The sequence below is a fragment of the Lapillicoccus sp. genome (assembly GCF_025353065.1).
Taxonomy (GTDB): domain Bacteria; phylum Actinomycetota; class Actinomycetes; order Actinomycetales; family Dermatophilaceae; genus Lapillicoccus.
This window is the reverse complement of the sequence record NZ_JANXRJ010000173.1, coordinates 1-22,801: the sequence shown is the minus strand read 5'-3', so window position 1 is coordinate 22,801 and position 22,801 is coordinate 1. Positions and strand designations below refer to the sequence as shown.

Below are 22,801 nucleotides of genomic sequence, written 5' to 3'. Positions count from 1 at the left end.
ACCGACGCGTGTCGCCTGGTCGGGTTACGGCCCGGGACAACGGTATCCGGACACCGGCAGTGGCGCCCGGCTCGGCTGGTGGACGTCCTCGGTCGACGAGCTCCAGGTGCCCTACGTCCGCCCGCAGGAGAACGGCTCCCGTGTCGTCACCGGCTCGCTCACCCTGTCCGACGACGCCGGCCGCTCGATCGTCGTGACGGGTGACGAGACCTTCTCGTTCGCCGCCCGACCCTGGTCGACCGCGGTCCTGGCTGCCGCCGACCACACCTACGACCTCCACCGTGACGGGCTCACCCACCTCACCCTCGACCACCGGCAGCACGGCATCGGCACAGCTGCCTGCGGGCCCGGCGTGCTCCCGGCATACCGGCTCGAGCCGGAGCGGCTGACCGCTGCCGACCTCACCTTCACGCTGCGCTTCACTCCGAACGGAGCTTGACCTGAAGTCCGCTTGAGGGTGCAGGGTCGACCCATGACCTCGACCGCCGCCCTGACCCCACCGCACCTCCTGTCTCGGGACACCGGCCCGCTGGTGGTCGGTGCGGTCGCCCTGGTCACTCTCGGGGCGATCGAGAACAGGGCGGTCAGCACGGTGCTGCCGACGATGCTGGGCGAGCTGGGCGCCCTGCAGGGGTTCGGGCTGGTCATGGCGGCGCCACTCGCGACCTATCTGGTCGCGCTCGCCGTCTCGGGCTGGTGGTGCGACCGCAGCGGGCCAGTGCCCACCCTGCGGATCGGCGCGGTCCTCTTCCTCGGGGCTCAGATCCTGGTCGGCACGGCGACGGGTCTGGGCTCCGTCGTCGCCGGCCGGCTGCTGAGCGGACTGGCCGAGGGGATGCTCGACATCTCCCTCATGGTCCTGGTCGCCCGGGCGCTCGACCCCACGCTGCGTCCGCGGGTGATGGCGTTGTTCGCGGCGGCCTGGATCCTTCCCTCTGTCGTCGGGCCGATCCTCTCGGGCGTCGTGGCGGAGACGGTCGGCTGGCGGTGGGTGTTCCTCGGCGCCGTCGTCCTCCTCGCGCCGACCTGGGTGCTCCTGCGACCCGCGATGGCGACGCCCGACCTCGACCGCCGTGACGACGAGGCGGCGGTGACGGACGGCGGACGACTCCGCCGGATCCTGCCGTGGGCCGTCGTCGGCGCCGCCGGGCTCGTCGTGCTCAACCTCGCCGCCGAGGGGAGTATGCCGCGTGCGCTGGTCGCCGGGCTCGTCGTCGCAGGGGGTGTCGCCGTCGTGGCTGCCGCCCGGGTGCTCCTGCCCGTCGGGTCGCTGCGCGCCTCGTGCGGCATCGGCGGCATCATCGCCCTCCGCGGTCTGCTCAGCGCCGCGTTCCTCGGGATCGGCGGCTTCCTGCCGCTGATCCTCACCACCCTCCACCACCAGCCACCGACGGTGGCCGGGATCAGCCTCAGCGTCACGGGCGTGATGTGGAGCCTGGGATCGGCGATCGCGTCGCGGCTGGCCGAGCACCCAGGGCTGTTGCTGCACATGGGTTTTGGTGCCCTTTCCCTGGGGCTCGCCGGAGCGAGCCTGCTCGTCTGGACGAGCCTGCCGATCGGGTTCGGACTCGCCGGCTGGGGCGTGGCCGGCCTCGGCATCGGCCTCACGTCGTCGACGCTCTCGGTCCTGACGATGACCGTCTCGGACGACACGAACCAGGGACGGCACAACGCCGGTGGGCAGATGGCGGCGAGCATGGCCAGCGCGCTCTTCTACGCGGGCGCCGGGGCGGTGCTCGCCGTCCTCGGCACCTCCGGCCGACTCGGGTTCGAGGTCGTCACGTCGGCGGCCGTCGTGCTCGCCCTCCTCGGCCTCGCCGGCGCGCGGCGGGCCGTCTGCACCGTCGCCTGATCCGCACCTGACGGCCCGCTCCGCTCGCGCCGGGTTGGTAGCCTTCCGGATCGAGACGCCGGTCATGTGCAGGTGGCTACGACGACGACGGGGGAGCAGACGTGAGGGGTCACGCTGCGGGAGCCCGCGACAGGAGGGTGCTCGTCCTCCTCGCCGCGCTCGTCGTCGCGGCCTGGGGCGTCGCCGTGTGGTTCGCCCTGCACGACTCGGGCGCCGTCGACCTGGGCGTCTACCGGACCGCAGCCTCGGTGTGGCGCCACGGTATGCCGGTCTACGGGCCGGGATATCCCTTCGGCCTCGGGCAGGGACTGCCGTTCACCTACCCGCCCTTCGGGCTGCTGCCCTTCAGCGTCCTCGCGGCCCTGCCGATGGGGGTGGCGCTCGCGGCGATGACCGCACTCGGGCTGCTCGCCGTCGCCGTCACCACCCGATTGGCCTGGGGGAGTGGCTGGTCGGCCACCGCGACGCCCGCCGGAAGGAGCCGCCCGGCTTCGGTCGTCCTCGTCGTCCTGGCGGTCTCGGCGGCCTTCGAACCCGTCGTCTCGAGCTTCTACTTCGGCCAGATCAACCTCGTCCTGATGGTGCTCGTCGCCGCGGACGCCCTGCTCCCGCGCACGCCGTGGCCACGGGGGCTGCTCATCGGGCTGTGCGCCGCGGTCAAGCTGACCCCGCTGGCCTTCCTCCTCTTCTTCCTCTGCCGCCGGGACTGGCGGGCGATGGGGTGGACCGTCGGCACGTTCCTGCTGGCGACCGGGGTCGGGGCGCTGGTCCTCCCACGGGACAGCGCGACCTACTGGTTCTCGGTCGTGCTCAACTCCGAGCGGGTGGGGTCGGTGCACTTCGCCGCCAACCAGTCGCTGCGGGGGGTGATCTTCCGTCTCGGCCCCGAGCCCACGGTGGGGCAGCTCCTCTGGGTCGTTGCGGTCGTGGTCGTCCTGGTCTGCTCGGTCGCGGGCGTCCTGGCGCTGCACCGTCGGGGCGACGACCTCGGCGCTCTCCTGGTCACGGCTGCGGCCGGCCTCCTGGTGTCCCCCATCTCCTGGAACCACCACTTCGTCTGGAGCGTGCCCGCCCTGATCTGGCTCGTCCGTCGTGCGCGTGCGGGCCGTTCGGCGCGGTGCTGGGCCGCCGTCGCCGTCACGCTCGTGGTCTTCGTCGTCGGGCCCTACCGCTTCCTCCCCAACGGCAACGACCGCGAGCTGGCCTGGACGTGGTGGCAGCACCTCGTCGGGGACGCTTATGCCTGGGCCGCGTGCGCGCTCGTCGTGTGGGCGGCATACGACGCCTGGCGCTGCCGTTCGCGGGGTGCTCGACCAGCCCCCGGGGCGAGGCAGGCGGCAACCAGGCGGTTAGGTCAGAAGACCTTCTCGCCGGCCTGCTGCCCGATGAGCCATAGCGCGAAGAACAGCTCGATGCCGGCGAACCCGACCCCCAGCAACCACCGGCCGACGACGATGCGTGGGCGGTGGCGCGCCAGGTTCACGATCCCGGCGATGGTGAGGATGGGTCCGAGCACCAGGCCGAGCGCGAAAACCGTGAGCACCGCTCCGGCGTCCGGCGCGATGCGGCCGGCGGCGATGGAGATCGTGAACGTCAACGCGATGGCGAAGGCGACGAACGTGGCCGCGAAGAGGGTCGGGATCACTGCTCGCGACCGGGTGGGTGTGCTGGTCGGGCTGAACGATGTCGCCGGTGGGCCGGAACGGGGACGGATGAGGACCGGAAGCCCCCTGCCGCCTCGTCGAGGCCGACGACGGGACGCCTTCCCCGCGTTGCCGCGGCTTCGACTGCGGGTCCGCGTCGAGGACGTGGTGGCCTGAGGTGTCGGCCTGGTTCGTTCCGCCGCCGGCGGCCACCAGTCGCCGACGACCGGAGCCAGCCGGAACACTCCGGCAGCCCGAGGGTGCACCCGGTCGGCGGGCAGCTGCGCCAGCTCCGCGAACCGTCCCGGGTCGGCGCCGGTCGCGGCAGACGGCCAGTCACGTCCCCCGAGCCTCCGCCGAAGATCGTCGAGCGCGGCACTCCCGGCCGACGGCAGGGAGACCGGACGGGTCCGGGCGACCTCCGCCTGCGCGAGGACCTCCGGCAGTCGCCCCCGCGGATCCCACCCCGGCGCGAGGACCGTGATGGTGCCCCCCAGGTCCACCGGCCAACCCCGTCGCCACATCGTGAGGACGGTCCCGCTCGGCGCCTCGACGACGACCTGTCCCGGCCGCTCCAGCGGGTGGGCGAGGTCGGCCGACCACACGCTCTCCCCCGCCCGCCCCTCCGCCGGCGCCCCCCACTGCGGTTGCGGCACCGTCGCCGCGGTGGGCTCGAGCCCGTCCAGCAGCGCGTCGACCGCCTTCCCGATCCCCGGCGCCGGAGGAAGACTGAGACCCCAGGCGAGCATCACGGCCCGGGGCAGCTCGGGTCCGTTGGGGCACCAGGCCCAGGCACCGGTCACGAACTGGCCCACCGTCCCGAGCCCCGGCACTGCGATCGCCAGCAGGCCCTCGAGGTCGTGCTGCACGCGCGCGAGACCGGCGGTCCGGGCCTCCAGGGGGTCGAAGAACTCGGACGTCGGCTGTGCGGGCGTCGAGAGAGGGACCCAGGGCGGGGCGTCGGTCGGCATCGGGAGAGCTGGTCCTCGGGGAGCGGCGAGTGCGGGGTACCGCCATCAGACCACGCCCGGGTCCCCGAGGTTCCGACGCGTTTCGACCCGGCCCGGCGGAGCCGTCCATTAGCGTGGGGCGATGAGCGCGTCCCAGGATCACCCGTCGCAGGTCCCGTCGTCGGCCGGTGCGGAGGGAGCCGACCAGGCAACTGGCGGCCCCAGCACCCCTGGACCGTATGCCGCTTCGCCCGGCACACCGATGCCCGCCTACGGTGTCGGTGGCCCGGCCGGACCCCCCACCCCTGGCGCGTACGCCGGCCCGCCCGGGGCCGCGATGCCGGCCTACGGGGTGGGGGGCGCAGACGTCCCCCGCGACCACCAGGGCGCGACCATCGCCTTCATCCTCGGCATCCTGTCGGTCGTCGGTTTCGCGTTCCTCGGACCCGTCGCGTGGATCATGGCCAGCAAGGCGATCAAGGAGATGGGCCCCTCGGTCGGAATCACCTACGAGAACCGCACGGGCGGCATCAGCTACCGGAACCGTAATCTCGCCGTGGCCGCGAAGGTCCTCGGCATCATCGGGACCATCTTCCTGATCCTCGCCGTCATCGCCATCATCGTGTTCGTGGTCGTCGTCATGACCGCCGCACGCAACTCGGGCGCCTGAACGCACCCGCGGTGCCGGTGACGGTGCCACAGCGTCGTGCCGGCGTCGTCCCGGCGTCGTGCCGGCGTCAGGCCGGCGTCAGGCCGGCGTCAGGCCGGTGTCAGGCCGGCGTCAGGCCGGCGTCAGGCCGAGGACTCTGCCGACAGGACGTCGGGCAGCACGGCATACAGCGCGGAGATGAGGGCGACGACGGCCGCCGCGACCTGCTCACCGGGGGCGGTCAGGGCGTAGTCGACCCGGGGCGGCGACGTCGCGTGGTCGGTGCGGCTGACCAGCCCGTCGGCCTCGAGGGCCTTGAGGGTCTGCGACAGCATCTTCTCGCTGACCCCCTCGATCCGGCGTCGTAACGCTCCGAAGCGCAGCGGCCCGTCGGCCAGCGCGGCCAGGGTCAGCGAGCCCCAGCGGCCGGTGACGTTCTCGAGGGTCTGGCGGGACGGGCAGCGGGGACTGAAGACGTCGAAGCCGGGGTGCTCGCGATGATTTCCCATGCCTGTCGCCTCATCTCTGTTGGTGGCCGCCTTCAGGCTATCACTTGGAAAGCACTATCAAATAGTTGGCACTAACTCGTGGTGAGGGTACGGTGAGCCTGATCCGCCCCACACCGACTCTTCTTCTCATCAGGAGCACACCATGACCGTCGCCCTCACCGCCGCCACCGGCCAGCTCGGCCGCCTCGTCGTCGACGCCCTGCTCGAGCGCCTCGGCACCGAGCGCGGTCTCGAGTCCGCCGCCGTCGTCGTCGCCGTCGTGCGTGATCCCGCGAAGGCGGCCGACCTCGCCGAGCGCGGCGTCACCGTGCGTGTCGCCTCCTACGAGGACGGCGTCGCGATGGAGGCCGCCCTCGCCGGGGTCGACCGCCTGCTCCTCATCTCGGGCAGCGACGTGGGCCAGCGCGCCAAGCAGCACGCCACGGTCATCGACGCTGCCGTCGCGGCCGGCGTCGGGCACATCACCTACACGAGCGTCCTCGGCGCCACGTCGTCCACGCTGCCCGTCGCCCCGGACCACCGCGACACCGAGGCCCACCTCGCGGTGATCGGCGTCCCGGCGACGCTGCTGCGCAACGGCTGGTACCACGAGAACTATGTCTCCACCGTCGACACCGCGCGGCATACCGGCGTCGTGCTCACCAGCGTCCACGAGGGCCGGGTCGCCAGCGCCACCCGCGCCGACTACGCGCAGGCGGCGGCCGTCGTCCTCACGACGCCGGTCGCCGAGCTCGACGACGTCTACGAGCTGAGCGGCGACGTCGCCTGGACCCAGGAGGACCTCGCCGCCGCGGTCACCGAGCTGATCGGGTCACCTGTCACCGTCGCCCGGGTCACGCCGCAGGAGCAGACCGCGACGTTGATCCAGGTCGGTCTCGACGCCGACACGGCGGCCTTCGTCGTCGCCATCGACGCGGCAACGGACCGCGGCGACCTCGCGATCCGGACCGGTGCCCTGGCCCGCCTCATCGGCCACCCCACGACGTCCCTCGTCGACGGTCTGCGCCCCCTCGCGTAGCCCGAAACCCCCGCTTGTTGCTCCGCGATGGCCCGAATGTGGGCTCCACACCCCGATCTCGGGCCATCCGGAAGCAACAAGTGGGGAGGTTTGGTGGCGAGGTATGCCGCGCGCCCGGTCAGGCGGTGGGGTCCTGGCGGTAGCCGTCGAGGAAGTCGGCGATCCGACCGACGGCCTCGGTGAGCACGTCGACGTCGGGCAGCGTCACGAGCCGGAAGTGGTCGGGCGCGAACCAGTTGAAGCCGGTGCCGTGCGTCACGAGCAGCTTCTTGGCCCGCAACAGCTCGATGACGAAGCGCTGGTCGTCGATGATCGGATACATCTCCGGATCGAGTCGCGGGAAGCAGTAGAGGGCCCCGCGCGGCGCGACGCACGACACCCCGGGGATCTCGTTGAGCAGGTGCGCAGCCAGCGTGTTCTGCTCGTAGAACCTCCCCCCCGGGACGATCAGCTCGGTGATCGACTGGTAGCCGCCCAGGGCGGTCTGGATGGCGTGCTGGCCGGGGACGTTGGCGCACATCCGCATGTTGGCGAGCAGGGTGAGGCCCTCGAGGAAGTCCTCGGCGAGGTGCGTCGGCCCGGAGATCATCACCCACCCGGCGCGATAGCCGCAGACCCGGTAGGCCTTCGAGAGACCGCTGAAGGTCAGGCACAGCACGTCGTCACCCGCGACGCTCGCGGCGTGGTGGTGCACGGCGTCGTCGAAGATGATCTTCTCGTAGATCTCGTCGGCCATCACGACGAGCTGGTGGCGGCGGGCGATGTCGACGAGCCCGCGCAGGGTCTCGAGGCTGTAGACGGCGCCGGTCGGGTTGTTGGGGTTGATGATCACGATGGCGTGGGTGCGCTCGGTGATCTTCGCCTCGACGTCCTCCAGGTCGGGGTCCCACCCGCGCTCCTCGTCGCAGCGGTAGTGCACCGCCGCGCCGCCCGCCAGGGTGACCGCCCCGGTCCAGAGGGGGTAGTCGGGCGCCGGGATCAGGACCTCGTTGCCGTCGTCCACGAAGGCGGTGAGCACCATCGAGATCAGCTCGGACACACCGTTGCCGATGAAGACGTCGTCGACGAGCGTCTCGGTGAGGCCCCTGGACTGGTAGTACTGCGCGACCGCCGTCCGGGCGGAGTAGATGCCGCGCGAGTCGCTGTAGCCCTGGGCCTCGGGCAGGTTGTGCATCATGTCCGCGACGATCGCGGTCGGCGCCTCGAAGCCGAACGGCGCGGTGTTGCCGATGTTGAGCTTGAGGATCTTGTGCCCCTCGGCCTCGAGCCGCTGGGCCTCCTGGAGGATCGGTCCGCGCACGTCGTAACGCACACCCTGCAGCTTCTGGCTCTGGACGATCCGACGCATGCGACCAGCCTCCCATCCACCGCGGTGGAGGTCGGCGGGGGTTCTCACCTGTCGGGCACGAGCTCCGTCCCGGGTGTCGTCCCGGGTGCCGTTTCGGGTGCCGTTTCGGGCGCGGTCTCGGGCGCCGGCCGGAGCGTGGCGAGCTGGCGCCACGGGTAGCGCATCAGCTCCCGGACGCCGCGGGTCCCGAACACGATGGACAGCGTGATGATCAGCGGGACGCCCACCCAGGTCGTCGTGAGGGCCAGGCCGTAGCCGCCCGGCAGCACGGCGAACGCGAGCAGCGCGGCGACCAGTCCGACCACGGTCATGCCCCGGCGGGAGGTCGTGGTCGCGGCGAGCAGCGGCAGCGCCCAGAGGAGGTACCAGCCGTGGAACGCCGGCGACAGGACGACGACCGCCAGCACCGCGAGGCCGGCCGCCTGGCAGACCAGCCGGCGGTCGTGGCTGTGCTGCACGGCATACAGCCAGATCACGACGAGCAGGACGGCCAGCACGCCGAGCGCGACCCCGCGCGAGATCGACGTAGCCGTATCCGTGATGTCGACGCCGAAGCGGTCGCCGACGAAACCGATGAGCGTGCCGTACGACGTCGAGACCGAGGTCCACTGGTTGCTCTTGCCGGGGGTCCCGAGCGCCGGCAGCCACGCGAAACCGAGCCCGGTCGAGAGACTGAGGGCGATGAAGGCGACGAGGGCCGCGACTCCGGCGACGAGGCTGCGGCGGATGACGTGCAGCCACGTCAGCGGATGGTCGCCCTCGTGGTCGACCGCCCACAGCAGCGCGAGGAACGGGACGAGGACGAAGGCCGGCGCCTTGATCGTCATCGCGAAGGCGACCGCCAGCAGGGCGAGCAGATGCCGGTGGGCCAGCGAGAAGGCCACGGCCGCGAGCATGCCCGCGATCATCAGCGCGTCGTTGTGGGCGCCCGACACGAGGTGGGTGCCGACGATGGGCGTCATCACCCCCAGCCAGGTGGCCCGCACCGGGTCGACCCCGAGCCGTCGCGCCGCGGCAGGGACGGCCCAGACCATGACCGCCACGCCGAGGACGGCGAGCAGCCGGAGCAGCGCGAGGGCGACGAGCTGGTGGCCGCCGGAGAGCGCGACGGCGCCGCGCGCGAGGACGAGGAACAGCGGGCCGTACGGGGCGATCGTGTCCAGCCACACGCTGGACACCGACAACGCCCACGACGACTGGAGGTCCTGCACGCCCTGCTGGTAGGGGTCGAGGCCGACCTGGAGCATGAGGCCCTGCGCGGCATACGAGTAGATGTCGCGGCTGTAGAGGCTCGCGCTGAGCAGGAGGGGCCCGAACCACAGTGCGGTCGTGGTCTGCAGCCAGCGGACCGTGACGTCGAGGTCACGGATCGCCCACCAGGAGTAGGTGATCGCGGCCATCGCCAGCACCGTGAAGGTCGCCGCGAGCGGTGAGCCGGTGGCGGTCGCGCGCCAGATCTCGAGGCCGGGCCAGACGCTCGGGAACTCCTTCGGCGTCGCCGCGCAGAACCACGACGCGGTGGCGAGGACGATGCCGCCGACGAGACCGACCCACCGCCAGGTGGCGGCGGGCCGCTGCCGGCGGGACGGCCGGAGCCGGTCGAGCCACGGTGGCACGGTGCGATCCACGAATCACCTCATCGAACGGATTGGGGGGCAGTCTAGGTGGGGGAGGTGGGCAGACGCCTCGGCCCCGACCGCGCGCGCCCCCCGGGGGGGTTGACGCAGCGTCAACCCCCTCGGGGTGGGGGCGGGGTGGGGAGATCGGGCAGTGGGTCAGATGCTGGGCGGCGCGGTGTCCGCCCAGGTGCGGACGACCCAGCCGGCGGCCGGCGTGCCGTCGAGGACGACGACGGCCGTGTTGCCGAGCCGGGTGTCGGCGACGAACTGCGGGTCGATGTTCCTCGCCCGGGCGCCCGACCAGGCCCGGATCACCGCGCCGTGGCTGACGATCGCCGCGCGCTCGTGGGTCGCGGCGATCTCGGCAACCACGGCGTCATACCGGGTCATCACCTCGACACCGTTCTCGCCATGGGGGATCCGCGCCTCCGGCTCACCGGCGGCCCACCGGTAGAGCACCGCCAGGTAGGCCTCCCACGACGCGTCGTCCGGCGCCATCTCGAAGTCGCCCGCCTGGATCTCCCGCAGCCCGGGACGGATCACCGGGACGAGTCCGCGGGCCGCTGCGAGGGGGGCAGCGGTCTGGTGGGTGCGCACGAGATCGGAGACGTAGATCGCCTCGAGCGGCTGCTGCTCGAGCTTCCCGACGAGGTCCTGCGCCTGGAGGCGTCCCTCGTCGGTGAGGTCGGCGCCGGGCACGGCGGTGTCGAGGAGGCGGCCGACGTTCGCGGAGGTCTGGCCATGGCGGATGAGGAGGAGGCGCACGGGACCGAGCGTACGGAGCGCGGCACGGGGAGGGAGCACGGGACGGTCGACCGGCAGGAGCCCGGTTCCGGGCCCGATCGGGGGCACCAACCGGACTCGTGCCGGTCGGGCGTCCCCGGCCGTCTACCGGTGGCCGCGCGTGAGCAGGGCGACGACGGTCGGCAAGAGGCCGAGGCCCACCGCGGCGGTGTCCCAGCGGGTCCATGTCGCGCGGCCGGCCCAGGTGCGCCGTCGGGCGCCGGCGAAACCGCGGGCGTCCATAGCCAGGGCCAGCGTCGCCGCCTGACCGAGGACGCCGACCACAAGCCCGAAGGTCGTGGCACCGACCTCGCGGGCCCGTGCCACCGGTGATCGACCGCCGCCCACCCCCCGGACCCGGCGGGCGAGCGCGAGCTCGGCCCAGAGGTCGCCGAAGGCCTGGAACCGTTGCAGCGCAGCGGAGAACGCGACGACGGGTCGCGCGGGGAGGTGGAGCCGCTGGGCGAGGTGGTCACCGAGCGCGTCGGGGTCGATGAAGGGGAGCGCGACGGCAGAGGGCAGTACGAGCCCGAGGACCCGCAGGCCCGCCTGCGCGGCCACCTCGACGTCCCGGCCACCGAGGAGCCACGTCGACCAGGCGACGGCCAGCACCGCGAAGAAGGGACCGACGAGGCGACCGAGGAGCCGTCGGGCTCGCCCTCGGGGACGGGTCCCGGGGCCTGGTGCCCACAGTGCGACGACGGCGAGCAGCAGCTCGGTGGCGATGACGGCCAGGGCCTGTCGCCAGGAGTCGAGCAGGGCCGGCAGGGGGAGCACGAGCAGCCCGACGAGCAGCAGGGAGAGCGGGCCGCAGCGGGCGGCGAGCGAGCGCCGGACAGGTGACAGCGGCATACCGGGGGCAGGACCCGGGCGCTCGAGCACGTGGACGACATCCGCCCGCGAGCGCACGCCGTCGTCGTGGGTCGTCACGAGCACGGCCGAGCCGGCGCCGCGCAGCGACTCGAGGATCCCGACCACCGCGGCCCAGGTGAGCCGGTCCTGCCCCACGGTGGGTTCGTCGGCCAGGACCAGTGCCGGCTGGTGGACGACTGCGGCGGCGACCGCCAGACGGCGCTGCTCTCCGCCGGAGAGGTGGCGCGGGTCTGAGCCTCCGTGGTCGCTGAGGCCGAGCCGGTCGAGGAGCACATCCGTCCTTGCCGCGGCGACCGTGGGGTCGACGCCGGTGGCGAGCGAGGTCGCGAGGACCTCCTCGCGGACGGTCCGCCGGACGAGGGTGCTCGCGGCCCGCTGCGGGACCCACGCCACCTGCCGCGCGAGCTCGACGGGGGCGAGCGCGTGCGGCGGCGTGCTGCCGCCGGCCCACCGCACCTCCCCGTCCGTGGGCGCGAGGAGCCCCCCCACCGCAGCCATAAGGGAGGACTTCCCCGCCCCGCTCGGCCCGACGAGCGCCGTGAGCTGGCCACCGCGCAGGTCGAGGTCGGCGTCGACGACCGCGAGGGTCGTCCGGGGCGGCGCGTTGAGCCCGCGGGACGTGAGGCGCACGGTCACCCTCCGGGCCGAGGCGACGGCCGAGCCCCGAGGGACCGACGGTGCCGCCCAGGAGATCGGCAGGTCGGTCGGCTCCGGACCCGGTATGCCGGGGACCCAGATCCCCTGCGCCGCAAGCGATCTGCCCTGCCGACCGAGCACCTCGGCGGGAGGCCCGTCGGCTACGGGCAGACCCCCGTCCCCGAGGACCACGAGCCGGTCGACGTGCTCGACCCACGGACCGAGCCGGTGCTCGACGACCACGAGCGTCAGCCCCCGACGGGCGACGACCTCGGACACGACGGCGCGCACCGAGGTCGCGGTCTCCGGGTCGAGCATGGCCAACGGTTCGTCGAGCAGGAGCACTCGGGGGGACATCGCGAGGGCGCCGGCGAGGGCGAGCCGCTGCTGCTCCCCACCGGACAGGGTGGTCGGTGAGGTCCCCGGAGGGAGGTCCAGGCGGACGTCGCGCAACGCCGCGGCAACAGGCGCGAGCATGTCGGCCGGCGGCATACCGAGGTTCTCCAGCCCGAAGGCGACATCACGCCGCAGGGTCGCTGCGACGACACCGGCGCCCGGGTCCTGGAGGACGAGCCCCACGAGCCCGGCGACCGACTGCGGGTCGCGGCCGTCGACCCGGACCTCGCCCTCGAGGTCGCCGGAGTCCGCGGTGAGCAGGAGCCCCGCGACGGCCCGCAGGAGCGTCGACTTGCCGGAGCCGCTGGCGCCGACGAGCAGCACGCGCTCGCCGGGTACGACGGAGAGCGAGACGTCGTCGAGGACCGGGGTCCGGCGGCCGTAGGGGCGCCAGCTGAGGTGGTCGACCTCGACCGACGCCCCGCGGTGAGTCACGGGCGCGGCGTCCCGCCCCTCGGACGCTGCTCCGGGCGGCCGGTCAGACAGCAGTCTTGGCCTCGCGGATCTCCTGCCCGGGCGGGAACGCGCCCAGGGCGCCGGCCCTTGCCAGGCCCCGCGTGAGGAGCCAACCGACGCCGCCGGCGATGACCGCCCCCGAGGCGGTGAGGATGAACAGGTAGGCGACCTTGAAGCCCCAGCCCCAGTCGGTCCAGTAGGCGTACCACTCGTAGACGGCTTCGAGCGGCGCCGACAGGGCGCCGGCGAGGAGCGCCGCTCCGAGGCCGAACGCGGCATACCCGAGGATCGCGAAGGCGATCTCGGCACCCAGGCCCTGCAGGCCACCGGAGACGAGGGTCGACAGGCCCCAGCTGCTGCCGATGAGCGCCTCGATGCTGGCCGCGACGAGCTCGGTGAACAGGGCGGCGCCGGGGCGGCGGATGACCAGGCCCCCGACGACCCCGGCCATCAGCCAGGGCGCTCCGGTGATGCCGGCGAGCGGGGGGAAGATCGCCGACAGGGCCGTGTTGGGGGCCTGGTAGGCGAGGTTCCAGGCCCAGTAGGCGACGCCGAACGCCACGCCGAGGAAGGCGCAGGTCAGCAGGTCGATGGTGCGCCACGCGGCGAGCGGGCGGGTGGCGAGGATGGTGCGACCGCGGGCGGCCGCCTTGGAGGTCGTGCTCATGTGTGGTTTTCCTTCTGTCCCAAGGGTCCTGGTGGATTCCTCGGGGAAGCGGGCGCCCGACACACGGGTCACGTGTGTCGGGAGCTCGCCTGAGATTTCCCGACTCCCTTCGCCGGTGCTAACCGGAGCAGGTTCGAGGGTCTGCGGTTGGTCCCGCACTCTCAGCGCTTGAGGGCGCTCCCCTGTCGTTCGTGAGATGACTTTACCCCCTCCGGCGTGGAAGAGTCCTGTCCGGTAGGACCCGGTGGGACTGGGCACGAGACTGGGTACGAGTGGGACACGAGCAGGTGTCGCCGGGGCCGTCTGGCACTCGGCTGCGCCGGCCACGACGCGAAGGAGGATCTCATGGGTCCGTTGGCATGGAAGGTCCTCGGCACCGGTGCGGCCGTGCTCGCCGGCACGGTGGCGAACCAGGTCGTCAGCAAGGGATGGAACCTCTTCTCCGGCAAGCCCGCGCCGAGCGACCCCCTCAACACCGACGAGGTGTCCTGGAAGGAGGCCATGCTCTTCGCGGCGATCACCGGTTTCGTCGTCCAGGCGGCGCGGGTTGCCGCCCAGCGCAAGGCTGCTCAGTACTACCAGCGCACGTCGGGGCACCTGCCCAAGGCGATGGAGAAGCTCAGGGCCGAGGCGGACAAGGCAGGTCGGAAGTGATCGGTCCGCGTCAGTCGCGGTAGGCCCGGTAGTTCTCCATCCGCACGACGGCGACGAGCCCCGTGCCGGCGATGAGCCGCACCCGGGGGCGCGGCGTGAGGATGTCGAGGGGGAGCAGCTCCGCCGACGCACCGTCACCCGAGTGGGCGGTGGACCCTCCGGTGAGCTGGACGAGGCAGGTCGCCCCCGCGATGCTCACGGGCTTGCCGTCGTCGAGGTCGACGATGGTGATGCCGGCGGACATCCGGTTGACCTTGGTCATGACGTTGAGGACCCGGACCGGCCCGCCGATCGGGTGGGCCAGGGTCCTGGCCGCGCCGGGGAACGAGAAGGGTCGGAACGGCTTCATCACCTGCTGGGTCCCGTCGACGTCGAGGGTGAGGCCCTCCCCCCAGATCAGGGTGGCGCTCCGCTCGACCCCGGGGAAGCTCGAGAACTCGGAGTCCTCCCTGACCTCCCCGATGCTGAGGCGCCACACGAAGTCGGGCCCGGTGCCCCCGAGCAGGCGTTTGGCCATCTCACGGGTCGAGCCGTGGCCGTTGCGCCAGGGGGTGGGCGGGCGCTCGCTGAATCGGACGAGGCCTAGGCGGTCCTGGGTCATGGTGTGGCCCTTCACGTGCGCGATGTCGACGGGTGCAGGGCCGAGCGTGGCGTCGAGCGGGAGGTGGAGAGGTGACGGTCGAGCGCGGCGCCGATGGTCTCGAGGTCGAGAAGTCGGGCGAGGGGCACTCCAGGACGATATGCCAGGTGCAGGTGCGATGGGGCATCCAGGGTCGTGAGAAGGGCCGGCCCTCCCACGACGAGGCGACCGAGGTCCGGGCGACGCAGCGACCGCGCCGCGCCCCGTGTCGCCGCGTGCAGGGCCTCGGCCGGGGTCATCCCCATCTCTCGGACCGCGAGCGCGATGACGAGGGGCATCGACGAGGAGTAGCAGGTGCCGGGGTTGCAGTCGGTCGCGAGGGCCACGGCCACACCGGCATCGAGGAGGTGTCGGGCGTCGGGATAGGGCGAGCGGGTGGAGAACTCGACCCCCGGCAGCAGGGTGGCGACGGTGGTCTCGGCCGCGTCGGCGAGGGCGTCGACGTCGGCGTCGGTCAGGTGGGTGCAGTGGTCGACGCTGGCGGCGCCGAGCTCGACCGCGAGGCGGACCGCCGGCCCGGGGCCGAGCTGGTTGCCGTGGACGCGCAGCCCGAGCCCGGCGGCCCGTCCGGCCTGCAGGACGACCCGCGCCTCATCCGCGGTGAAGGCGTAGGGGCTGTGCGGTTCGCAGAACACGTCGATCCAGCGGGCGTGCTCGCGGGCGGCGTCGAGCATCGGGCCGGTGACGAGGGCGACGTAGTCATCGCGGCGGGCTGGCCCGTCCGACCGCTCTCGGTAGGCCGGCGGGACCACGTGGGCGCCGAGGAAGGTCACCTCGTCGGTGACCTCGGCGGCCAGTCGCAGCAGCCGGGTCTCGGCCTCGACGTCGAGGCCGTAACCGGACTTGATCTCGACGACCCCGGTCCCCTGGGCGCGCATCTCGGCCACCCGCGACCGCAGCAGGCCGCGCAGCTCGTCGTCGGTGGCCGCGCGGGTGGCACTGACGGTGGTGGCGATCCCCCCGCCGTCGTATGCCGCGCCGGTCATCCGGGCGGCGAACTCCGGCCCGCGGTCGCCGGCGAAGACGAGATGGGTGTGGCTGTCGACGAACGCAGGGACGACGGCGCGACCGTCGAGGTCGATGCGGCGGTCGGCGGCGGGGGCGTGGGCGGCGGGCCCGAGCCACGCGATCTTGTCGTGGTCGTCGACCACGAGGGCGGCGTCGTGGAGGAGCCCGAGACCGTCGGTGTGGTCGGCGCCGTCGAGGGTGTCGTCGAGGGTGGAGAGCTCGCCGATCCCGGTGACCAGGAGGCTCATCGGCGGCTCACCTCTCGTCCCGGAGGATGTCGAAGGCGTCGCGCAGGAGGGGCCCGATCGACCCGAGCCGGACGTGCTCGCCGCGTTCGACGACGACGACGCCTCCGACGATGACGGTGTCGACGTCGGCGGCGGTCGCCGCATACGGGATCTGGCCGGCGCGCACCCCGACGGTGCGCACCGTGTCGTCGCGGACGGCGACCAGGTCGGCGAGGTGTCCGACGGCCAGGGCGCCGCCGTCCTCCCACCCGAGGCTGCGGTAGCCGGCTGCGGTGGCCGCCTCGACGAGCTCGTCGGGGCTGAAGCGGCCGCGCTCGCCGCTGAGGAGGCGCTCGTGCATCTCGAGTCCGCGCATCTCCTCGAAGGGGTCGATGACGGCGTGCTGGTCGGAGCCGAGGCTGATCGAGACCCCCGCGTCGGCGAGGTGGCGGGCCGGGCCGATGCCGTCGGCGAGGTCGCGCTCGGTCGTCGGGCAGAACGAGACCTGCGCCTCCGCGTCGCCGAGGAGAGCGATGTCGACGTCCGTGAGGTGGGTGGCGTGGACGGCGGTCAGGGTGGGGCGGAGGAGCCCGGTGTCGGCGAGCAGCTCGGTCGGGGTGCGGCCGTAGTAGACCGACGCCGCGACGTTCTCGCCCGGCTGCTCCGACAGGTGGATGTGCAGCGGCTGCTCGCCGACCCGCGCGGCGATGGCGGCGAGGTCGTCGCGGGGGACGGCGCGGACCGAGTGGATCGCGGCGCCGAGACGCAACCCCGGGTGGGGTGTCCGGGCCGCCGCGCGCGTCGCCCACGCCTCGACGGACCCGTCGCTGAACCGTCGCTGGCGATCGTCCAGCGGCACGTGCCCCTCGCCGGTGAGGCCGCCCGCGAGGTAGCAGGTGTCCAGTAGCGTGAGCCGGATCCCGGCATCGGCAGCGGCCTGCACGAGAGCCTCGCCCATGACGTTGGGGTCGGCGTAGGGCCGCCCGACAGGGGTGTGGTGGAGGTAGTGGAACTCACCCACGACGGTCGTCCCCGCGAGGGCCATCTCGGCGTAGGTGGCGCGGGCGAGCGCGAGGTAGCTGTCCGGGGAGAGCCGCTGCGCAACGGAGTACATTGCCTCGCGCCAGGTCCAGAAGTTGCCGTGACCGCCCTGGGTGCGCCCGCGCAGCGCCCGGTGGAAGGCGTGGCTGTGGGTATTGGCCAGGCCGGGCAGGACGACCCCGGGCAGGGGGACGTCGTCGTGGTGCAGGTGGCTGTGCAGCTCGATGGCGGTGAAGCGGCCGCCTTCGACGGTGAGGCGCACGGAGGTCGCCGGTCCCCTGGGGAGCCAGGCGTGCTCCGCGTAGTAGACGGTCATCGGGTGGTCCCGGTGAGGGCGGTGGGGGCGGTCTCGGCGAGGTCGGCGAGGACGCGGGTCAGGGCGGCGACGCCGGCGAGGCAGTCGTCGCGCTCGGCGTGCTCGGCCGGGGAGTGGGAGACGCCAGTAGGGTTGCGTACGAACAGCATTGCCACCGGTATGCCGTGGGCCGCGAGGATGCCGGCATCGTGACCGGCGCCGGTGCCGAGGACCGGGATGTCTTGTCTGTTGCCGTCGCCGACTGCGGCGGCGAGCCGCTCGACCAGTCGCGGGTCGAAGCGGGTGGTGCCGGTCCAGGACTCCTCGACCAGCGTCGCGCGGTCCTGGACGGCCTCGGTGGTGAGGTCGGCCACGGCAGCGCGGACGGCGTCCTCGTCGGCGCCGCGGACGTCCAGCCAGCCCGTGACGTGGGAGGCAATGGCGTTGACACCATTGGGTTCGACGCGGATCTTGCCCATCGTCGCGACGCAGCTGTGGGCTGCGGCGACCCGTCTGGCGGCGAGCACCATGGCCGCGTAACCGAGCATCGCGTCGTCGCGGTCCACGAGCCGGGTCGTGCCCGCGTGGTTGGCGGTGCCGGGCACGTCGAGGCGCCAGCGGCCGTGGGGCCAGATGTCGGAGCCCACGGCGACGGCTGCTCCGGCTTGTTCGTAGGCGTCGGGGTCGGCCAGTGCGCGGCCCTGCTCGACGTGGAGCTCGACGAAGGTGTGGACGCGGCGCAAGGTCTCGTGGTCGGGCCCGAGGCGGCGTGGGTCGCGACCGGCACTCGTCATCGACTCGGCCATCGTCACGCCGTCGGCGTCGCGCAGGCCGAGCGCGCGCTCGGCCGGGAGCGCACCGGTGATGAGGCGGGAGCCGGCGCAGGCGATGCCGAATCGCGCGCCCTCCTCGTCACCGAAGTTGACGACGGCAAGTGGTCGACTGGGCACGAACCGCGTGGCGCGCAGGGCGTCCACGGCGGCAAACGCGGAGACGACTCCGAGCGGTCCGTCGTAGGCGCCCCCGTCGGGGACGGAGTCGAGGTGCGACCCGATCGCGACCCCTCCGGTCGTGCCGTCCGCGTTCACCGAGTCCGGGTCGCCCCACCACGCCCACTGGTTGCCGGCGCGGTCCTCGACGAGGTCGAGCCCGCGATCAGCCGCCTGTGCCGCGAACCACTCCCGGAGCAGCGTGTCCTCCCGCGTCCACGCGAACCGGCGATAGCCGCCCGTGCGGTCGTCGCGGCCCACGGGCTCGAGGTCGGCCCACATCCGGTCGTACGACGCGACGACGGTGTCGCGGTTGGTGCTCATGCTGCCAACCTAGGCTGTCGGACGTGGACGAACCATCCGAGGGTGAGGCGAGGGCGCTCGCCGCGGTCGCGGCATACGGGATCCCGTATGCCGTGGCGCGCCACGGGCGGGTCTCCAGCCTGGCGGAGGCGGCCGCGGCGCGTGGGGTGCGGCCCGAGGACATCATCAAGACGCTGGTGGTGCGACGGTCGGACGACGACTACGTCTTCGTGCTGGTGCCCGGGGGCCGGCAGTTCAGCTGGCCCAAGCTGCGAGCGCTGCTGGGCACCAGCCGGCTGTCGATGCCGGACGCGACGGTGGCCCGGGAGGTCACCGGCTACGAGCGGGGCACGATCACGCCCTTCGGCTCGGTCCACCCGTGGCCGGTCGTCGCGGACACGACCGTCCTCGGGCGCACGATCAGCCTCGGCGCCGGTGCGCACGGCGTCTCGATCACGGTGAGCGGTGACGACGTCGTGCGGGTGCTGGAGGCGCAGGTCGCCGACATCGCGGACGACGAGACCGGCGACGGCTGAGCGGCCACTCGTCACGGCTGACCCGTTGGCGCAGAACGCCATCCGGGGTCAGACCTCCTGCATCGGGATCCGGACCCCCCGCTCGTGCGCGACCTCGACGGCGCGGTCGTAGCCCGCGTCGACGTGCCGGATGACGCCCATGCCGGGGTCGTTGGTCAGGAGCCGCTCGAGCTTCTGCGCCGCCAGGTCGGTGCCATCGGCGACCGACACCTGACCCGCGTGGATCGAGCGGCCGATGCCCACCCCGCCGCCGTGGTGGATGGAGACCCAGGTGGCACCGGAGCTGGTGTTGATGAGGGCGTTGAGCAGCGGCCAGTCGGCGATCGCGTCTGACCCGTCGGCCATCGACTCGGTCTCGCGATAGGGGGAGGCGACGGAGCCGGAGTCGAGGTGGTCGCGGCCGATGACGATGGGCGCCGAGACCTTGCCCTCGGCGACGAGCCGGTTGAACAGCAGCCCGGCCTTGGCCCGGTCGCCGTAGCCGAGCCAGCAGATCCGCGCGGGCAGCCCCTCGAACTCGACGTGCTCGGCGGCCGCGTCGAGCCAGCGGTGCAGGTGGGCGTCGTCCGGGAAGAGCTCCTTGAGGGCGGCGTCGGTCACCTCGATGTCGTGGGGGTCGCCGGAGAGCGCGACCCAGCGGAACGGGCCCATCCCCTCGCAGAACAGCGGGCGGATGTAGGCCGGGACGAAGCCCGGGAAGTCGAAGGCCCGCTCGTAGCCGCCCTGCCGGGCCTCGTCGCGGATCGAGTTGCCGTAGTCGAAGACCTCGGCGCCCCGGTCCATGAACTCGACCATCGCGGCCACGTGATGAGCCATCGACTCGCGGGCGCGGTCGGTGAACTCCTCGGGCTTCTTCTCGGCGTAGTCGTGCCACTCGTCGGGCTCGATGCCCTCGGGGAGGTAGGACAGCGGGTCGTGCGCGCTGGTCTGGTCGGTGACGATGTCGACGGGGATCCCACGGCGCAGCAGCTCAGGGAGCACCTCGGCCGCGTTGCCGACGACCCCGACGGAGAGCGCCCGCCTCTCCTCCTTGGCGGCGAGGACCTGGGCGAGCGCGTCGTCGAGGTCGTCGGCGACGACGTCGAGGTAACGCTTCCCGGCACGCCGTTCGAGGTGGCTGCGGTCGACGTCGATGATGAGGCAGACCCCGCCGTTGAGGGTGACGGCGAGGGGCTGCGCGCCGCCCATGCCGCCGCAGCCGGCCGTCACCGTGAGGGTGCCCGCGAGGGTGGCGACCTCGTCACCGAGCTCGCCGCGGCGGGCGGCGAGCTTCGTCGCGATGGCGGCGAAGGTCTCGAAGGTGCCCTGCAGGATGCCCTGGGTGCCGATGTAGATCCACGAGCCGGCGGTCATCTGGCCGTACATGGTCAGTCCCTCGGCCTCGAGCCGCCGGAACTCCGGCCAGGTGGCCCAGTCCCCGACGAGGTTGCTGTTGGCGATGAGCACGCGCGGCGCCCACTCGTGGGTGCGGAAGATGCCGACCGGCTTGCCCGACTGGACGAGCAGCGTCTCGTCGGCCTCGAGGTCGCGCAACGAGGCGACGATCGCGTCGAACGCGTGCCAGCTGCGCGCCGCGCGACCGGTGCCGCCGTAGACGACGAGGTCGTCGGGCCGCTCGGCGACCTCGGGGTCGAGGTTGTTCATCAGCATCCGCAACGGGGCCTCGGTGGCCCACGACTTGGCGGTCAGCCGCGTGCCGCGGGCGGCACGGACGGGGCGAGCACCTTCCATGGGGAACTCCTGGGGGTCGTGCCCTTTATCGGGTGACCCGATGGAGGGGCGGTTTCGGCGAGAACGGTTCTGGGGCGAAGCGTCCCTTTATCGGGTGACCCGATAAAGGGTCGGGGGCATGCGGGGGCCAAACGGGGGCAAACGGGTCAGGCGAGCGGGCCGGTCACGGACTCGGCGGCGGTAACGGCCGACCCGGAGGCGACGAAGGCTACGGCGGCCTCGATCTCGGGGGCGAGGAAGCGGTCCGGACCCGGGCCGGGGGTCGTGGTCCGCAGGGCGTCGACAACAGCGCCGGTGGCCGGGGCCGGGGTCAACGGCGCCCGCAGCTGTATGCCGCGGGCGGCCGTCAGCAGCTCGACCGCGAGGACGCGGGTGAGGCCGTCGACCGACCGGCGCAGCTTGCGGGCGGACGACCAGCCCATCGAGACGTGGTCCTCCTGCATGGCGCTGCTCGGGATCGAGTCGATGCTGGCCGGGGCAGCGAGGCGTTTCATCTCGGAGACGATGGCGGCCGAGGTGTACTGCGCGATCATGTGGCCGGAGTCGACGCCCGGGTCGTCGGCGAGGAACGGCGGCAGCCCGTGGCTGCGCGCCTGGTCGAGGAACCGGTCGGTGCGCCGCTCGGACATGCTCGCGACATCGGCGGCGACGATGGAGAGGAAGTCGAGGACGTAGGCGACCGGAGCGCCGTGGAAGTTGCCGTTGGACTCGACGCGACCGTCGAGGGTCACGACGGGGTTGTCGATCGCGGCGGCGAGCTCCCAGCCGGCCACCCGGGCGGCGTGGTCGAGGGTGTCGCGAGCACCCCCGGCGACCTGTGGGGCGCAGCGCAGCGAGTAGGCGTCCTGCACGCGGGTGCAGTCCTCCGTCCGGTGCGACTCACGGATCCCGCTGTCGCGCATCAGGATCCGCATATTGGCCGCGGCGGCGCCCTGCCCGGGGTGGGGCCGCAGGGCTTGGAGGTCCGCGGCGAAGGGGTCGTCGGTGCCGAGCAGTCCCTCGACGCTCATCGAGGCGGTGATGTCGGCGGTCGTGAGGAGGCGACGCAGGTCGTGGATGGCGAGGACGAGCATCCCGAGCATCCCGTCGGTGCCGTTGATCAGGGCCAAGCCCTCCTTCTCGGCGAGCACCAGAGGCGCGATCCCGTTGTCGTGCAACGCCGTCGCCGCATCGGTGAGCTCGCCGTCCCGGGTCCGGACCGGCCCCTCACCCATCGCCGCGAGGGCGCAGTGGGAGAGTGGCGCCAGGTCGCCGGAGCAGCCCAGCGAGCCGTACTCGTGGACGACCGGCGTGATGCCTGCGTTGAGCATCGCGGCATACGTCTCCGCCACCTCGGCCCGGACGCCGGTGCGCCCCGTCGCGAGCGTCGACAGGCGCAGGAGCATGAGCGAGCGGACGACCTCGCGCTCGACCTCGGGGCCGGAGCCGGCGGCGTGGGAGCGGACGAGGCTCCGCTGCAGCTGGGCGCGCAGCTCGGTCGGGATGTGCTTGGTGGCGAGGGCACCGAAGCCGGTCGAGACGCCGTAGTGCGGTACGACGTCGTGGGCGAGGGCCTCGATGACGAGCCGGCTGGCGCGGATGCCGTCCAGGGCCTCCGGGACGAGGACGACCGGCGCGCCGTGGCGGGCCACCGCGACGACGTCCTCGATCGAGAGGGGTCCGACCCCGACGGCGACCGGGGCCACGTCGGGGTGCGCCTGGGTCGGAGCGAGGTTCGTCTGCGTCATGGATCCATTGGACGGCTTCCGGGACGCCTCAGGACAGGTTGCGGCACCCGAATGTGTCTCGGATCCGAGACGTGTGGCGGGGATCCTCCAGTCCGGCGCCGTGCGACGACGATCAGCCCAGCTGGACGACACTCCGCCAGTCGTCGAGCGGGAGCACGTCCACGACGACACTGACCTCGAGCCAGTTGAGGATGGCCTCGGGCCCGCTCGTGGTCACGAAGGCCGTGTCGGCGGCGTCGCGCCCGGTCGCG

General features: G+C 72.8%; 18 protein-coding genes, 1 pseudogene and 1 riboswitch. Of the genes and pseudogenes, 7 read left to right on the top strand and 12 right to left on the bottom strand.

Annotated features, from left to right (window positions below; all coding sequences use genetic code 11):
• The 4 genes and pseudogenes from Q0R63_RS13600 to Q0R63_RS13585 form a co-directional block, all read left to right on the top strand.
• A pseudogene (locus tag Q0R63_RS13600) lies at positions 1-439 on the top strand (hypothetical protein); the annotation flags it as partial.
• A gap of 33 nt (positions 440-472) precedes the next feature.
• Positions 473-1,852, top strand: coding sequence for an MFS transporter (locus Q0R63_RS13595; RefSeq protein WP_295698176.1), 1,380 nt, complete (start codon positions 473-475; stop codon positions 1,850-1,852).
• A gap of 101 nt (positions 1,853-1,953) precedes the next feature.
• The gene (locus Q0R63_RS13590; protein ID WP_295698173.1) at positions 1,954-3,672 is read left to right on the top strand and encodes a glycosyltransferase 87 family protein; all 1,719 of its coding nucleotides are present in this window, start codon (positions 1,954-1,956) and stop codon (positions 3,670-3,672) included.
• Between the two features lie 915 nt (positions 3,673-4,587).
• Positions 4,588-5,115, top strand: a complete 528-nt coding sequence (locus Q0R63_RS13585) for a hypothetical protein (protein WP_295698170.1) — start codon at positions 4,588-4,590, stop codon at positions 5,113-5,115.
• A 122-nt stretch (positions 5,116-5,237) separates the two neighbouring features.
• On the opposite strand, the gene Q0R63_RS13580 is transcribed toward Q0R63_RS13585, so the two are convergent.
• Positions 5,238-5,603 carry a helix-turn-helix domain-containing protein gene (locus tag Q0R63_RS13580; RefSeq protein WP_295698168.1) on the bottom strand — a complete coding sequence of 122 codons (366 nt, stop codon included), beginning with the start codon at positions 5,601-5,603 and terminating at the stop codon, positions 5,238-5,240.
• A gap of 142 nt (positions 5,604-5,745) precedes the next feature.
• Here Q0R63_RS13580 and Q0R63_RS13575 point away from each other — a divergent pair, with 142 nt between their 5' ends.
• Positions 5,746-6,621 carry an NmrA family NAD(P)-binding protein gene (locus Q0R63_RS13575; protein ID WP_295698164.1) on the top strand — a complete coding sequence of 292 codons (876 nt, stop codon included), beginning with the start codon at positions 5,746-5,748 and terminating at the stop codon, positions 6,619-6,621.
• Positions 6,622-6,739: 118 nt separating this feature from the next.
• On the opposite strand, the gene Q0R63_RS13570 is transcribed toward Q0R63_RS13575, so the two are convergent.
• From Q0R63_RS13570 to Q0R63_RS13550, 5 genes are all read right to left on the bottom strand, one after another.
• Positions 6,740-7,969: a pyridoxal phosphate-dependent aminotransferase gene (locus Q0R63_RS13570; RefSeq protein WP_295698161.1), complete on the bottom strand. Its 1,230-nt coding sequence runs from the start codon at positions 7,967-7,969 to the stop codon at positions 6,740-6,742.
• 44 nt (positions 7,970-8,013) lie between these two features.
• A complete protein-coding gene (mptB, locus tag Q0R63_RS13565) occupies positions 8,014-9,597 on the bottom strand; it encodes a polyprenol phosphomannose-dependent alpha 1,6 mannosyltransferase MptB (protein WP_295698158.1) in 1,584 nt (527 codons plus the stop codon).
• Positions 9,598-9,744: 147 nt separating this feature from the next.
• Entirely contained in the window at positions 9,745-10,353 is a 609-nt protein-coding gene (locus tag Q0R63_RS13560; RefSeq protein ID WP_295698155.1) for a histidine phosphatase family protein, read from the bottom strand.
• A gap of 123 nt (positions 10,354-10,476) precedes the next feature.
• Positions 10,477-12,711 carry an ATP-binding cassette domain-containing protein gene (locus Q0R63_RS13555; protein ID WP_295698153.1) on the bottom strand — a complete coding sequence of 745 codons (2,235 nt, stop codon included), beginning with the start codon at positions 12,709-12,711 and terminating at the stop codon, positions 10,477-10,479.
• Between the two features lie 43 nt (positions 12,712-12,754).
• Positions 12,755-13,399 carry an ECF transporter S component gene (locus tag Q0R63_RS13550; RefSeq protein WP_295698151.1) on the bottom strand — a complete coding sequence of 215 codons (645 nt, stop codon included), beginning with the start codon at positions 13,397-13,399 and terminating at the stop codon, positions 12,755-12,757.
• An 87-nt stretch (positions 13,400-13,486) separates the two neighbouring features.
• Positions 13,487-13,593: riboswitch (TPP riboswitch) on the bottom strand.
• Positions 13,594-13,744: 151 nt separating this feature from the next.
• On the opposite strand from Q0R63_RS13550, the gene Q0R63_RS13545 reads away from it, so the two are divergent.
• Positions 13,745-14,053: a DUF4235 domain-containing protein gene (locus Q0R63_RS13545; RefSeq protein ID WP_295698150.1), complete on the top strand. Its 309-nt coding sequence runs from the start codon at positions 13,745-13,747 to the stop codon at positions 14,051-14,053.
• A 10-nt stretch (positions 14,054-14,063) separates the two neighbouring features.
• Here the strand turns inward: Q0R63_RS13545 and Q0R63_RS13540 are convergent, their stop codons facing one another.
• Genes Q0R63_RS13540 through Q0R63_RS13525 form a run of 4 tightly spaced genes read right to left on the bottom strand, consistent with a single transcriptional unit; the run spans position 14,064 to position 18,577 of the window.
• Positions 14,064-14,654, bottom strand: coding sequence for a HutD family protein (locus tag Q0R63_RS13540; RefSeq protein ID WP_295698148.1), 591 nt, complete (start codon positions 14,652-14,654; stop codon positions 14,064-14,066).
• Positions 14,655-14,665: 11 nt separating this feature from the next.
• Entirely contained in the window at positions 14,666-15,949 is a 1,284-nt protein-coding gene (gene hutI, locus Q0R63_RS13535; RefSeq protein ID WP_295698146.1) for an imidazolonepropionase, read from the bottom strand.
• Positions 15,950-15,956: 7 nt separating this feature from the next.
• Positions 15,957-17,285: a formimidoylglutamate deiminase gene (locus Q0R63_RS13530; RefSeq protein WP_295698144.1), complete on the bottom strand. Its 1,329-nt coding sequence runs from the start codon at positions 17,283-17,285 to the stop codon at positions 15,957-15,959.
• Entirely contained in the window at positions 17,282-18,577 is a 1,296-nt protein-coding gene (locus tag Q0R63_RS13525; RefSeq protein WP_295698142.1) for an allantoate amidohydrolase, read from the bottom strand. The genes Q0R63_RS13530 and Q0R63_RS13525 overlap by 4 nt, the downstream gene beginning before the upstream one ends.
• A 23-nt stretch (positions 18,578-18,600) precedes the next feature.
• On the opposite strand from Q0R63_RS13525, the gene Q0R63_RS13520 reads away from it, so the two are divergent.
• Positions 18,601-19,092 (top strand): aminoacyl-tRNA deacylase, encoded by a 492-nt coding sequence (locus tag Q0R63_RS13520; RefSeq protein WP_295698138.1) that lies wholly within the window; start codon positions 18,601-18,603, stop codon positions 19,090-19,092.
• Between the two features lie 48 nt (positions 19,093-19,140).
• Here Q0R63_RS13520 and hutU read toward each other — a convergent pair whose 3' ends face one another.
• Both hutU and hutH read right to left on the bottom strand, forming a co-directional pair.
• Positions 19,141-20,823 (bottom strand): urocanate hydratase, encoded by a 1,683-nt coding sequence (gene hutU, locus Q0R63_RS13515; RefSeq protein WP_295698136.1) that lies wholly within the window; start codon positions 20,821-20,823, stop codon positions 19,141-19,143.
• A gap of 146 nt (positions 20,824-20,969) precedes the next feature.
• Positions 20,970-22,550 (bottom strand): histidine ammonia-lyase, encoded by a 1,581-nt coding sequence (gene hutH, locus Q0R63_RS13510; RefSeq protein ID WP_295698133.1) that lies wholly within the window; start codon positions 22,548-22,550, stop codon positions 20,970-20,972.
• Positions 22,551-22,801: the final 251 nt, after the last annotated feature.